Below are 13100 nucleotides of genomic sequence, written 5' to 3'. Positions count from 1 at the left end.
CCCGCGCCTCAAGAATCTTCCAACCAACTGAAAGCAGGAGTTGTGAGCCAGTTCATTAACGGCAAGCTCGTCGACGGCACCACCGGTGAGACCGTGGATGTCATTGATCCGTCCAACGGAAGCGTCGTGGACACCATCACCCTGGCCGGCAGCGACGACGTGAGCCGCGCCGTCCAGGCCGCCCGGGACGCGTTCCCCGGCTGGTCCCGGGCGACCCCCGCCGAGCGCTCGGCCGTGCTCACCAAATTCGCAGCACTTATGGAGGAACGCGCCGAGGAATTCGCGCAACTCGAGTCCCGTCAAGCGGGTAAGCCCATCCGGCTGACCCGCGAGTTCGACGTCCCCGGCACCATCGACAACATCGCCTTCTTCGCAGGTGCCGCCCGCAACCTCGAAGGCAAAGCCACCGGTGAGTACTCGCCCGACCACACCTCCTCGATCCGCCGCGAGGCGATCGGCGTCATCGGCTCCATCTCCCCGTGGAACTACCCGCTGCAGATGGCCGCCTGGAAGATCCTGCCCGCCATCGCCGCCGGCAACACCATCGTCCTCAAGCCCGCCGAGATCACCCCGCTGACAACGCTGCTCTTCGCCCAAGTCGCCACAGAAGCCGGGGTCCCGGACGGCGTCATCAACGTCATCACCGGCCGCGGCTCCACCGTCGGCGCGGAATTGCTGCGCCACCCGGACGTGGACATGCTCTCCTTCACTGGCTCCACCGGTGTCGGACGCACCGTCCTGGAAGCCGCCGCTACCACCGCCAAACGCGTCCATCTCGAACTCGGCGGCAAGGCCCCGTTCGTGGTGTTCGACGACGCCGACCTCGAAGCCGCCATCCACGGCGCGGTGGCCGGCAGCCTCATCAACACCGGCCAGGACTGCACCGCCGCCACCCGCGCGATCGTCCACCGCTCCATCTACGAAGACTTCATCACCGGCGTCGCCGACCTCTACGCCAAGGTGAAGCTCGGCCCCACCCAGGACCCGGCAACCGACCTCGGCCCGCTCGTCTCACGGAAGCACCAGGAGACCGTGGCTGGTATGGTCGAACGCGCCCGCGGCTACGCCCGCGTCTTCGGCGGCGGCATCCCTAACAGCGAGCAAGACAGTGAGCTCGCCAACGGCTCCTATTACCGCCCGACCTTGGTGGCCGACGCGACCCCGGACAGCGAAATCTTCCGCGATGAAGTCTTCGGCCCCGTCCTGGCCGTCACGCCGTTCGACACCGACGACGAAGCAATCGCCCTCGCCAACGACACCCCCTACGGCCTGGCCGCCTCGGCATGGACCAAGGACGTTTATCGCGCCCTGCGCGCCACCCGAGAAATCCGCGCAGGCGCAGTCTGGGTCAACGACCACATCCCGATCATCAGCGAAATGCCCCACGGCGGCATGAAGGAATCCGGCTTCGGCAAGGACATGTCCACCTACTCCCTGGACGAATACACCGTCGTCAAACACGTCATGTTCGACCTCACCGGCGAGAAGGCCAAGGCCTGGCACCGGACCGTTTTCTCCCTCGCGGGTTCCTCCCCGGACGGACAGGAATGACGACGGCGGGACTTGCCGGCCGCTTTGAGGGCAAGACCGCTGTGGTCACCGGCGCTGGCGGCGGCATCGGCTCAGCGATCAGCCGCCGCCTGGCCGCCGAAGGTGCGCATGTCTTCGTGGCAGACGCCAACGAGCCTGCCGCGAAGGACGTTTCCGCGGGCCTCATAGCGGACGGCCTCAGTGCCGAGCCGCTGGTCTTCGACCTGCTGGAACCCGCGGCCTGCGCGGCTGCGGTCTCGGCCGTGGTGGAAAGCCGCGGGCGACTCGATGTCCTTGTCAACAACGCGGGCGTCAACCGGCGTGGAGACCTGCTCTCGCTCACGGAGCACGATTGGGACCTGTCCTTCGCGGTCAATGTTGGCTCGCTCTTCCACCTCTGCCGCGCAGTGCTTCCGCACATGATCCAAGCCGGCGGCGGTTCCATCGTGAATACGGCATCGCAGTGGGGCCTCTACCCCGCACCGGCGCACATCGCCTACAACGTGTCCAAGGCCGCCGTCGTCGCTTTCACAAAGAACCTGGCCCGCGACTACGCTCCGGACAACATCCGGGTCAACGCCGTGGCGCCTGGCGAGGTCCACACGCCCATGCTCGAAGCAGGACTCGCGAAATCAGGCCGCACCGTTGCAGACCTCGATGCGCTAGTCCCGTTCGGCCGCATCGGAAAACCAGAGGAAGTGGCCGCGTTGGTGGCGTTCCTCGCCTCGGACGAGGCACCGTACCTCTGTGGATCCGTGGTCGAAATCACCGGCGGGCAGGCCGTGGCATGAGCGCCGGCGTTAGCACCGGCGTCGGGATGCTGGCCGGAAAGACAGTTCCTGGTCACGGGTGCGTCGCGCGGGATTGGCCGCGCGACCGCCGTCGCGCTCCACCGGGAGGGCGCGCACGTAGCGCTGCACTACGGAAACGGCAAGGACTCCGCCCAAGCAACGGCGGACCAACTCGGCGAGCGCGTCAAGCTGGTCCAGGGCGACCTCAGGGACCCGGCCGAACGCCGTCGGGTCTGGGCCGAAGCCGCCGGCTGGCGCGACGGCGTCGACGTCCTGGTCAATAACGCGGGCGCCTGGCTACCGTCCGAAATCGACGACGCCGATGCATGGCGCCAGGGCTGGGAGGCGAACCTCGAGCTGAACCTGCTCGCTCCCGCAGAGCTTTGCCGTGAAGCCATCCTCGGCTTCCGGGCACGCGGCGGCGGGATCATTGTCAACGTCACCAGCCGCTCGGCCCACAGAGGGGACGACGCCGAACACCTCGCCTACGGTGCCGCGAAAGGCGGGCTCTTGGCCCTGACCAAGGGGATAGCACGCAGTTACGGCAAGGAGAACATCCTGGCCTACGCCGTCGCGCCGGGTTGGGTGGCCACGGATATCGCCGCGCACCTGGCTCCCAGCGATGAAATGCTCCACAGCCTGCCGCTGGGCGAGCTCACACCACCGGAGGACGTCGCCGAAGTCATCACGTTCCTGGCCTCCGGCCGCTCGCGCCACAGCACCGGCGCGACCATCGACATCACCGGCGCGGACTACGTCCGCTGAACTGGCTCCACAATTGCCGAAGAAAGGGAACCCAGGCATGCGTCCCAGGCCCATCAACGACTGGACCACCTTGGTGGGCGCGAGCGTCGAGATCCGTTTGCAGGGACGCCCGGTATGCAGCGGACGCGTCGATGCCGTCACGGAGGATGGCTCCATCCTCTGGCTCCAAGCGCCGGCCGAGAACAGAAAGCTCTACGAAAAGGCTGAGTTCTACGAAGCCTGGGCAAATGAAGACCGGACCGGCTTCCATTACCGGGTATCGAGAAGTTCCTTGACCATTTTCCACGCCACGCTTCGCCCTAAGGAGAAGCTCTAGTTGCCCTCAGCAACCAGTCGTAGACTGGCCTTCGAATCACAATATGAGTTGGAGACCGGATGCTCTGGAAGCTTCTCGTTCAGTACCTGCGGCCACATCGGCGGCTGCTGATCGCCGTCGTTATCTTCCAGTTGGCGCAGTCCATTGCGTCGCTGTACCTGCCGACACTCAACGCCGACATCATTGACGAGGGCGTGGCCAAGGGGGACACCGGGTACATCCTGGGCACGGGCAGCGTCATGTTGCTCATCACCCTCTTGCAGATCGCCTGCTCCATAACGGCTGTGTACTTCGGTGCCAAGGCGGCCATGGGGCTGGGGCGGGATCTGCGCGGTGCCATTTTCACCAGAGTGGGGGAGTTCTCCGAGCGGGAGGTCACCCGCTTTGGTGCGCCGTCCCTGATCACGCGTTCCACCAACGACGTCCAGCAAGTGCAGCAGCTGGTGCTGATGTCCTGCACGCTCATGGTCGCGGCACCCATGCTGAGCATCGGCGGGGTGATCATGGCCGTGCGGCAAGACGCGCAGTTGTCCTGGCTGATCGCCGTGAGCGTTCCCGTGCTACTGGTGGCGGTGGGCCTCATTGTTGTCCGGATGGTGCCGTTGTTCCGCAAAATGCAGGTCCGGATCGACACCGTGAACAGGGTCCTCCGCGAACAGCTGGCAGGCATCCGGGTGGTGCGCGCGTTCGTGCGCGAAGACATGGAGACGGAACGCTTCGCCTCGGCGAGCCAGGACGTCACCGAGATGGCGTTGCGCGCCGGGCGGCTCATGGCCCTCATGTTCCCGGTAGTGATGCTGGTGCTCAACGTCTCAAGCGTGGCAGTGATCTGGTTTGGCTCGTTCAGGATCGACGACGGATCCATGCAAGTCGGGACACTGATCGCCTTCCTGAGCTACCTCATGCAGATCCTCATGTCCGTCATGATGGCTACGTTCATGGCCGTCATGATTCCCCGCGCCGCTGTTTCGGCCGACCGCATCGGGGAGGTGCTGGAGACCGAATCGAGCGTGCGGCCTCCTGAGAACCCGGTGACGGAGACCGCCGGCCGCGGCGAGCTTGAATTGCTCGACGTCGGATTCGCCTACCCGGGTGCCGAGCAGCCGGTCCTCAACGGGATCAGCTTCCAGGCGCGCGCGGGCCAGACGACGGCGATCATCGGCAGCACCGGCGCGGGCAAGACCACCCTGGTAAACCTGATGCCGAGGCTCTTCGACGCGAGCAGCGGCTCGGTGAGGATCGACGGCGTCGACGTCCGTGAACTGCACCCGGACCTCCTGTGGGGGCATATCGGGCTGGTCCCGCAAAAGCCCTACCTGTTCTCGGGCACCGTGCGAAGCAACCTTCTCTATGGCAAGCCCGACGCCACGGAGGAAGAACTCTGGCGGGCACTCTCGATTGCACAGGCGCAGGACTTCGTCGAGGAAATGGAGGGTGGGCTGGATGCTCCGATCTCGCAGGGCGGCACCAACGTGTCCGGTGGCCAGCGCCAGCGCCTCGCGATCGCGCGGGCACTCGTGAAGCAACCCGAGCTCTACATCTTCGACGACTCCTTCTCATCCCTGGACACTGCCACGGACGCCAGGGCTCCGCCAGGCCCTCAAGCGCCACACTTCCGGAGCCACCATGGTCATCATTGCGCAGCGGGTGTCCAGCATCGCTGATGCCGAACAGATCCTGGTGCTCGACGACGGGCGCCTGGTGGGCCGCGGAACCCACGACGAGCTGTTGGAAACCTCCGAAACATACCGCGAGATCGTTTCCTCGCAACTCGCAGCGGAGGAGGCGGCATGAGCAACGCAGCCAGCACCACCAACCGGCCGCAGCGTCCTCAGATGGGACCCGGCCGCGGCGGGCCCTTCGCCGGCATGAATGTCCCGGCCGAAAAGGCCATGAACTTCCTGCCCTCCGCGAAGCGGCTTCTTGGCACCCTCCGGCCCGAGCGCATGTGGCTGGTCACTGGTTCTCTTCCTGGCAGTCGCGAGCGTGACCTTGTCCGTGATCGGTCCCCGGTTGCTCGGCCAAGGAACCAACCTGATCTTTTCCGGCGTCGTCTCCAAGCAACTTCCCGCAGGGGTGAGCAAGGACCAGCTCATTGCGGGGCTGCGCGCCTCCGGCCAGAACTCCAAAGCGGACATGCTCAAAGGCATGGACCTGACTCCCGGCGTCGGAATCGACTTCGGTGCGCTGTCCTCGATCTTGCTTTGGGTGCTGGTCCTGTATGTCCTGGCCTCAGCGTTCGGCTGGATCCAGGCTTACGTGCTCAACGGCGTCGTGCAGCGGACGGTGTACCGGCTCCGCGAGCAGATCGAAGCGAAAATCAATCGTCTCCCGCTGCGTTATTTCGATTCGGTGCAACGCGGCGAGTTGCTCAGCCGCGTGACCAACGACGTCGACAACATCTCGCAAAGCCTCCAACAGTCCATCAGCCAGGCCGTGACTTCCCTGCTCACGGTGGTGGGCGTCATCTTCATGATGTTCCTGCTCTCGCCGATCTTGGCGCTCCTTACCTTGGTCACCGTCCCCTTGACGCTCGTGACCACCATGCTGATCGCCAAGCGCTCGCAGAAGTTGTTCGTCGCCCAGTGGAAGAACACCGGGGAGCTGAACGGACAGATCGAAGAAACCTACACGGGCCACGCGTTGGTGAAGGTGTTCGGGCGGCAGCGGGAAGTGGAGCAGCGCTTCCGCGAGAAGAACGACGAACTTTTTACGGCCAGTTTTGGTGCCCAGTTCATCAGTGGCTTGATCATGCCGGCGCTGACCTTCATCGGCAACCTGGTCTATGTGGGCATCGCGGTGGTGGGCGGGCTGCAAGTCGCCTCCGGTGCCATGCAACTGGGCGATGTCCAGGCCTTCATCCAGTATTCGCGCCAGTTCACCCAACCGCTGGCCCAGCTCGGCTCCATGGCCAACCTGCTCCAGTCCGGCGTCGCATCTGCTGAGCGCGTCTTCGCGCTGCTCGATACCGAGGAACAGAGCGCTGACCCCGAGCCTTCGCGGGTTCCGGACGTGACGCGAGGGCGCTTGGTGTTCGAGAACATTTCGTTTTCCTATTCGGCGGACAAGCCGCTGATTACGGATTTGAGTCTCGTGGCCGAGCCCGGGCAGTCAGTGGCCATTGTGGGTCCCACCGGGGCGGGCAAGACCACCCTCGTGAACCTGATGATGCGGTTCTACGAGCTCGACGCCGGGCGGATAACGCTCGACGGCGTCGACGTCGCCTCGATGTCGCGGTACGAGCTGCGCTCGCGGATGGGCATGGTTCTGCAGGATACCTGGCTGTTTGGCGGGACCATCCGGGACAACATCGCGTACGGCCGCCCGGATGCCACCGAAGCCGAAATTTTGGAAGCCGCCCAGGCGACGTACGTGGACCGCTTTGTGCACTCCCTCCCCGAAGGGTACGACACCGTGCTCGACGACGAAGGCAGCAACGTATCCGCAGGTGAGAAGCAGTTGCTCACGATCGCCCGGGCATTCGCTGGCCCGTCCATCAGTCTTGATTTTGGACGAGGCCACGAGCTCCGTGGATACCCGGACCGAGGTGCTCGTGCAGAAGGCCATGAGTGCTTTGCGTTCGGACCGCACGAGTTTTGTGATCGCGCACCGCCTGTCCACCATCCGCGACGCCGATCTCATCTTGGTGATGGAAGCCGGACAGATCGTGGAGCAAGGCACACATGCGGAACTGCTGGCTTCCGGAGGCGCTTACGCGAGGTTGTATGAGGCCCAGTTCGCGGCTCCAGTCGCGGAGGTCTGAGGCCGTCCGGGGTCAAACGCTGCTAAGGGAGCCGTGATGCCCGCAGCAGAGTAGGTACGCCCGCCCGTTCTGCGTCCAGGGGCACGGGGCTGATCAGCACCGCCGGACCACGGTGCAGGATGCCGTCGCCGAGAACTTGGCAACGCACTCCTCCCCGACCGCGCATGGCCTTGTGCGCGCCGGGAGCGAGCATTTGGTCCATCCAGGCGCAGGGGTGGGCGGGGCGCCCGGCCCTAAGCAGCACCACGTCCCCGCGTGATTCGAGTGCGAAATCGTGGCCTAGCAGAGGGTTTAGCTCGGCCCCTCTGATGGCCACGTTCCGCCGGGTCAAGAGCGGATCAAAAGTTGCCGCTCCCAACTCGGCGGCCATGGCCTCGAGGGCCTCGATCGCAAGCAGGGTGACCGCCGCATCCATATGGGCTGCCTTGCCGAAGAACCGATCGCCGACAATGCCCTTGCCTGCCACGAGCTGAACCTGCTCGGCATCCGTGGTTGGCACGTCCGCAGCACCTTCGCGGGCGCGGCCAAAGTACGCGTGCGCCGGCGACACCAAAAGATGCAGGATCTCGACGTCGTACCTGTAGCTAGCGGTCATGTCACCAAACTATCCGTCTTGGCCCGATTCCATTCGGCTGGACCCCTCTGAAGTTTGGTTGACCGCCATAAGACCCTGAGCCGCCCAGGATTTCAAGCAATAGCGGTGTCGTTATTTAGATTTAGGCTATAAAATCTAAATAACGACAGCGTTTTTTAGACTTCCGGAGGATTCGTGACCGCCTGGCCTGTGCACGGCAGCAAAACGATGCCCTGGAAGTCTTCGGGGCGGCCGCCGCGCGAAGACCGGCAATTCTCCGAGGTGGTCGTTTCGCTGCCGCCCAAGATTGCCGAGTGTTGGTTCGGTGCGGGGCGCGAAACTATTGTCGCTCTGGAGGAGGCCGCTGTTGCCGTGGCGTCTCTCGACGTCACTGCCGGCACGCGGATGGCCGCCATCAGCGGTTTCCTCCTCCGCAGTGAGGCCGTCTCCTCGTCCAAAATTGAGCACGTCAACGCCAATCGCGACGACTACGCCAGGGCGATGATCGGCCTCAAGGCCAGCGATGACGCACGCTCCATGGTGGCCGCAGCCGACGCCGTACAAGGGATGATCGACGACGCAGGGCGAACCGGGAAGATCCGGCTGGAAGCAATGCTGAGCGCCCATCGCGCCCTCATGAAGGACGACCCAATGGACGGCCCAAACGCCGGGAAATTCAGGGTTGTGCAGAACTGGATCGGTGGCAGCGATTATTCACCCCGCGGCGCTATCCACGTTCCGCCCCCGCCGGAGCTCGTGCCGGACTTGATGGACGACCTGATGGTCTTCTGCAACCGCCGCGACGTGCCCATCATGGCGCAGGCGGCGATCGCGCACGCCCATTTCGAATCGATCCACCCGTTCACAGACGGCAACGGCCGTATCGGGCGGGCCTTGATCGGTGCAATCTCCCGGCGTCGGGGACTCACCAAGAATACGGTCACGCCGATCGCGTCGGCGATGGTCGCCGACGTCGGCACGTATTTCAATCTGGTCAACAACTACCGCTCGGGTGACGCTGATCCGTTCGTCCTATATCTTGCCCGTTCTGCGGTCCGCGCCTCGGATGCCGCCCGGGAGTCCGTGGCAGCACTCGATGGTCTACCGGCTATGTGGCTGGAGTTGGCCAGGCCGACGCAAAGGATCCGCGGACGAGAAGATCATCCCGTGGCTGCTGGAGCGGCCCGTGTTCGAGGCCCACAGCGCGGCGCACATTGCCGGCGTCGCCGAAACCTCCGTCTATGCCGCTCTGGAGCGGCTCTCTGACGTAGGGGTCATCACCCCGATCACCCAGTCAAAGCGCAGCCGTGCCTGGGCAGCAACCGAAGTCCTTGACGAGGTGGACAGGCTCAACAACCGACTGGCCGACGCCGCAGAGGCCGGCTGATTCTCCGGGCTGACGCCTACCGGAAATCCACGAGTGAGATCTCGGCTCATTGAGTACGCGAAACGGGCTGTGGAGTCTCATGACTTAATGGACACTTCTGTCTCAGGACATCGTGGACAGTGTGTCTCAGGACTTCGTGGACACTATGGCGGGATTTGCTCTGGTCATGAGCAATTTCACTCCGGATATCAAGATCCGGCTTTTGGTGGCGACATGGCCCGAGGACGCTCCGAGGGGTGCAGTGGCGCGGTTCTGCCGGCAGCACAAAGTGTCCCGGTCTTGGTTCTATAAAGTCAGGGCCGCGGCCGAGGCTTCCGGATCGATCAGGGCCATGGAATTGGGGTCCACGAAACCGAAAAGCAGCCCGGCGCAAATCGGCTCGGGAATGGTTGAAGTGGCGCTGTTGACGAGGGATTCCCTGGAGCAGGCCGGTTATGACCACGGGCCTTTGAGTGTGGCCGCGAAAATGCGCCGGCAAGGCTTCGAGCCGCCCTCCCGCGCGACTCTGGCCCGGATCTTCACCAGGGCCGGGGTCGTGGTCCCGGAACCACGGAAGAAGCCCCGCAGCGCTCTTCGCAGGTTCGTTTATCCGGAGCCCAACGGGTGCTGGCAGATCGACTCGACCGAGTGGATGCTTGCCAAGGGAACGAAGGTTGCAATCTTTCAGATCGTCGATGACCACTCCCGTTTGGCGCTGGCCTCGCTCGTGGCGAGCGGAGAGACCAGCGAAGCGGCCATCCGGGTCGTAAAAACAGCGATCGAACGCCACGGAGTACCGCGGAAGTTCCTCTCGGACAACGGATCCGCGTTCAACCCCACCCGGATGGGACGGACCGGGGCCCTGGTGGACTACCTGAAATCCCTAGGCGTGGAACCGATCACCGGCAAACCATACAAACCCACCACACAGGGCAAGAACGAACGCTTCCACCGGACGCTGCACAGATTCCTGAACAAGCAACCGCCGGCTGCCACGATGGAAGAGCTCCAGGCCCACATCGACACGTTCGACCAGTACTACAACACCGAGCGCGAACACCAGTCGCTCCCGCCCGGAACAACGCCGATCGAGGCATGGAACACCACCCCGAAGGCCATGCCCCCGCAGCCGCCCACCCCGGAAACCACCAAAGCGAACGCACGCCGCAGCGTCCGGCGAACCGCCAATCTACACGGCGAGGCCACCGTCGTCGGCACCCGCTTCAAACTCGGCAAGGAATACATCGGCCACGAAATTCACGTCCTCTACGACGATGAAACGATCATGTTTTTCGACACCCGCGGAACGGAAATCATCAGCCACCAGCGCCCTCCGAAAGGCACGAACTACGTCGGCAACAACAAACCCCGCGGATTCATGGCCAACCAACTGTCCACAATGTCCTGAGACATGAACCGTCCACGATGTCCCGAGACATGAAGTGTCCACGATGTGCCGAGACATCACAGTACGCGAAACGGGCGAGATCTCACCTCTCAATCCGTGAGCTCCCCGACGCAACATCGTCTCCGGACGCGAACGACGGCGGGAGGTGCCTCCCGCCGTCGTCGTGCGTTGCTACTGAAGTTGCTTACAGGGAGTGTGCGTCGAAGGCGACGGCCTTTGCCGCACTGTCCAGGCTGACAGTGAAGATGTTGGGCCCGCTGCAGGTCACAGCAATGCTCGCCTTGGAGGTGTTGTGGCGCACCGAGAAGTCATGCACGAGTGCGTCCAGCGTGTGGTGGGTAGTTGACCGGTCCCAAATCTTCAGGGTTACAGAGTCGGCAGTTTCAAACGTCATTGTTCAGTGCTTCCATTCATGAATCCGGATATCCGGCTATCGCGCCAATGCGAAAGCCGCCGTACAGCCATTCCATAGTGCACAGTGAGGCGCAAGCCGCTCAAGTCAAGATCCCATTTGTTGAGGGTGAGTCTCATCACAACCCGATGGTGCTAGCTCGCCGCCAACTGCAAGGCGCCGAAGACCGGATCCTGGGTGAGGACCTGCAAATTGTCGAGTCCCCGGGAGGAAAGGGCGATCCTCATCGCCGTCTGCAAAGTGGGCTGGTTCATGCCCAGCCCACCGCCAAGCACGATGGGCCCCTCGATGTTCAACTGCTCAGAGCACCTGGCCGCCAACGAGGCAAGATCCGTCCCTGCCTGGAGGATCATGTCCAATGAGGCTGTATGCCCGGAGGCCGCGCAGTCAAAGACCACGCGCGATTTGGAAGCCCAGTACTCGCGTCCGGCGTCGCCATGGAAAAGGGCAATCAACCCCTCGGGACCCTCAAGTTCGCAAGCGTCCAGAAGTGCTCGTGTGAGCTCATCGGAGGGATGCCCAAGGTTCATGCGCTCAAGGCTGTATCTCACCGCTTCGCGGCCAAACCAGTAACCGCTGCCTTCGTCGCCGAGCAAATAGCCCCAGCCTCCCGCGCGCGCTTCCTTCTCGCCTGTGGTGCCCCACGCGGCGGATCCCGTGCCGGCGATCACCGCGATTCCGGTGCTGTATCCAGCGGCGGCCAGCAGAAGGCGAGTGTCATGGACAACGGACACGACGGCGCTGGGAGCCAGGGGCTGGATCAGTTCAGCCAGTGCGTTCGCGTCGTCGGCGGTGTCGATGCCTCCGGAACCAACCACCACCCGCGTAACGGACTCGCCGCGGAGGCCATCAAAAACGACCCTTAGGTTGCTGCGTGCTTCCGCCCGGCTGACGTTCTGGACATTGGCGCTGCCGCCGGAAGTATCGGCAACGGCGGTGCCATCCAACCATTTGATGCCGCGCGTCTTTGAACCTCCGATGTCCAAACCTACGACTGAGCCGATGGCCGAGGGGTTCATCGAATTGTTTCCTGGTCCGCGCGGTAGAAGTACATCTCCCGTGATCCCTTGGGAGCGTCCCAGCCCTGGGCGAACATCCAGTTGCCGCCGAACTTGAGCAGTCCTCCCCATGCCAGGGACCCTCCCCGGTTGACAGCTTTCTGGGTAAACGGTTGGTCGACGTCGTACAGCGCTTGTGCCGCGGAGAAGTGGCCGCTGGCGTCGCCATAGAAGAAGTCCAGCACCAGCTTGGTGCCCGGGCCGGCCTCCACAACCGCGCCTGCCCCGCCGTCGTCGACAATCGCGCAAGCGACCTCATGCAGTGAGCCGCCCAGCGGCCCAAGGTCCAGGTATTCCTGCGGCTCGAACGTCCAGTTCACCATGTCCGTGGACCGTCCCACGTGGGTGGTTCCACCGCAGCCCTCGGACAGGTACATCAGATAGTGCCTGCCGATCTTGACGGCCTCACCCTGGGCGTTCCGGGGGATGACGGCTCCCTTGGCCCAATACCGCGAAACCTCGTAGGGGACAGCCAATCCGAGCTTTTCCCAGTGGATCAGGTCATCGGACACCGCAACATTGATGTCACAGCCAACATCGCCAAGGGGATAAACATCAGGATCCTGGCCGGCCTGCTCGTCGCTGCGGTCGATCGTCCAAATCCCGTTGTAGAACATGTAGTATCGGCCATTGGCCTGGTACACCTTGGGATCTTCGCAGCCGAGGATCTCGTTGTCCTGGGTGGGGTAGATTGCCGGATTCGAGGGGCTGTCCTGCCAGCCGGTTTCGGGATCGTAGACGGCGACGCCGATACGGCTGGAGACCGACTCCTTGCGGGGAGAGGCGCGGTAGAAAAGGTAGAGCTTGCCATCGCGCTCCATGATGGACGGATTGAAGATCGAATCCGCGGTCCAACCAATCCCCGTGGGATCGCTCCAGTCGTGGACTTGCCGGAAGGTCAGGGAATCGTCCTTGCGGAACGGGCCTACGGCCCATTCAGGCTGCTCAGGGTACTCGGAGGAAAACTGATCGGTGGAAATGGTGTCGGTCAGTGGATTGCTGAACTTGAGCGCTCCCTCGTAGCTGGTGAGCAACGCTTCCGTGGTGATCTTCTGCATGTGGGTTCTTCCTGTGTTGATAGCGTGGGCCCACGCCGCCAGGGTTCCCTGGCCGGTGG

General features: G+C 63.6%; 9 protein-coding genes and 3 pseudogenes. 8 read left to right on the top strand and 4 right to left on the bottom strand.

Translation table 11 applies throughout. From position 1 onward, the window contains the following. The first annotated feature begins 42 nt into the window (after window positions 1-42). The 6 genes and pseudogenes from ACF0H6_RS09170 (at window position 43) to ACF0H6_RS09145 (ending at window position 7165) form a co-directional block, all read left to right on the top strand. Window positions 43-1551, top strand: a complete 1509-nt coding sequence (locus tag ACF0H6_RS09170; protein ID WP_395249319.1) for a gamma-aminobutyraldehyde dehydrogenase — start codon at window positions 43-45, stop codon at window positions 1549-1551. Further along, window positions 1548-2321: an SDR family NAD(P)-dependent oxidoreductase gene (locus ACF0H6_RS09165; RefSeq protein WP_395249318.1), complete on the top strand. Its 774-nt coding sequence runs from the start codon at window positions 1548-1550 to the stop codon at window positions 2319-2321. Before ACF0H6_RS09170 ends, ACF0H6_RS09165 begins: the two co-directional genes overlap by 4 nt. Window positions 2322-2369: 48 nt before the next feature. Continuing rightward, on the top strand, window positions 2370-3086 hold the full coding sequence (locus ACF0H6_RS09160; RefSeq protein WP_395249921.1) for an SDR family NAD(P)-dependent oxidoreductase: 717 nt from the start codon (window positions 2370-2372) through the stop codon (window positions 3084-3086). Window positions 3087-3123: 37 nt separating this feature from the next. Beyond that, complete coding sequence (locus tag ACF0H6_RS09155; RefSeq protein WP_395249317.1) at window positions 3124-3402, top strand: hypothetical protein; 279 nt, start codon at window positions 3124-3126, stop codon at window positions 3400-3402. Between the two features lie 59 nt (window positions 3403-3461). After that, window positions 3462-5196, top strand: a pseudogene (locus ACF0H6_RS09150) (ABC transporter ATP-binding protein). Further along, window positions 5193-7165: pseudogene (locus ACF0H6_RS09145) on the top strand (ABC transporter ATP-binding protein). Before ACF0H6_RS09150 ends, ACF0H6_RS09145 begins: the two co-directional pseudogenes overlap by 4 nt. Window positions 7166-7187: 22 nt before the next feature. On the opposite strand, the gene ACF0H6_RS09140 reads toward ACF0H6_RS09145, so the two are convergent. Further along, entirely contained in the window at window positions 7188-7760 is a 573-nt protein-coding gene (locus ACF0H6_RS09140; RefSeq protein WP_395249316.1) for an MOSC domain-containing protein, read from the bottom strand. 174 nt (window positions 7761-7934) lie between these two features. Between ACF0H6_RS09140 and ACF0H6_RS09135 the strand changes: the two genes are divergently transcribed. Beyond that, entirely contained in the window at window positions 7935-9005 is a 1071-nt protein-coding gene (locus ACF0H6_RS09135) for a Fic family protein (protein ID WP_395249315.1), read from the top strand. Window positions 9006-9367: 362 nt separating this feature from the next. Further along, window positions 9368-10536: pseudogene (locus tag ACF0H6_RS09130) on the top strand (DDE-type integrase/transposase/recombinase); the annotation flags it as partial. 161 nt (window positions 10537-10697) lie between these two features. On the opposite strand, the gene ACF0H6_RS09125 reads toward ACF0H6_RS09130, so the two are convergent. The 3 genes from ACF0H6_RS09125 to ACF0H6_RS09115 all read right to left on the bottom strand — a co-directional run bounded on the left by ACF0H6_RS09125 (window position 10698) and on the right by ACF0H6_RS09115 (window position 13041). Continuing rightward, entirely contained in the window at window positions 10698-10907 is a 210-nt protein-coding gene (locus tag ACF0H6_RS09125; protein WP_395249920.1) for a hypothetical protein, read from the bottom strand. 152 nt (window positions 10908-11059) lie between these two features. Then, on the bottom strand, window positions 11060-11944 hold the full coding sequence (locus tag ACF0H6_RS09120) for an N-acetylglucosamine kinase (RefSeq protein ID WP_395249314.1): 885 nt from the start codon (window positions 11942-11944) through the stop codon (window positions 11060-11062). Then, window positions 11941-13041: a family 43 glycosylhydrolase gene (locus ACF0H6_RS09115; protein ID WP_395249313.1), complete on the bottom strand. Its 1101-nt coding sequence runs from the start codon at window positions 13039-13041 to the stop codon at window positions 11941-11943. The genes ACF0H6_RS09120 and ACF0H6_RS09115 overlap by 4 nt, the downstream gene beginning before the upstream one ends. Between the last annotated feature and the right edge of the window lie 59 nt (window positions 13042-13100).

Origin of the sequence: Arthrobacter sp. NA-172 (genome assembly GCF_043952055.1) — a bacterium.
GTDB lineage: Bacteria > Actinomycetota > Actinomycetes > Actinomycetales > Micrococcaceae > Arthrobacter.
This window is presented reverse-complemented; position numbering and strand designations above follow the sequence as displayed.